Source organism: Methylobacterium frigidaeris (assembly GCF_022179185.1).
Lineage (GTDB): Bacteria > Pseudomonadota > Alphaproteobacteria > Rhizobiales > Beijerinckiaceae > Methylobacterium > Methylobacterium frigidaeris.
The window spans coordinates 1-282 of the sequence record NZ_BPQJ01000185.1; the positions used below are offsets into that span (position 1 = coordinate 1).

The 282-nt window shown below is 66.0% G+C and carries 1 pseudogene; it reads right to left on the reverse strand.

From position 1 onward, the window contains the following. Positions 1-203, reverse strand: a pseudogene (locus MFF64_RS39065) (50S ribosomal protein L3); the annotation flags it as partial. Positions 204-282 lie beyond the last annotated feature (79 nt).

A 282-nucleotide genomic window follows, 5' to 3' on the forward strand; every position in this document is an offset into this window, starting at 1 on the left:
GCGAAGTGCCCCTTAAGGGGGCGGTTCACCCGCTTGGGGTTTTGGGGAAGGAAGCCCAGCTGCACCGCGGTGTAGCCGTCCTTCTCCGGGGTGCGGCGCTGCACCACGGGGCACGGCCCCGCAAGGATGACCGTGACGGGGACGGCGCGGTCGTCGCGGAAGATGCGGGTCATGCCCACCTTGACGCCCAAGATGCCCTTCACCGGCCACCTCCTACGGTCTTGATCTCAATCTCCACCCCCACGAACACGTCCAGGCTCATGAGCTGCTCAATGCTCTTCC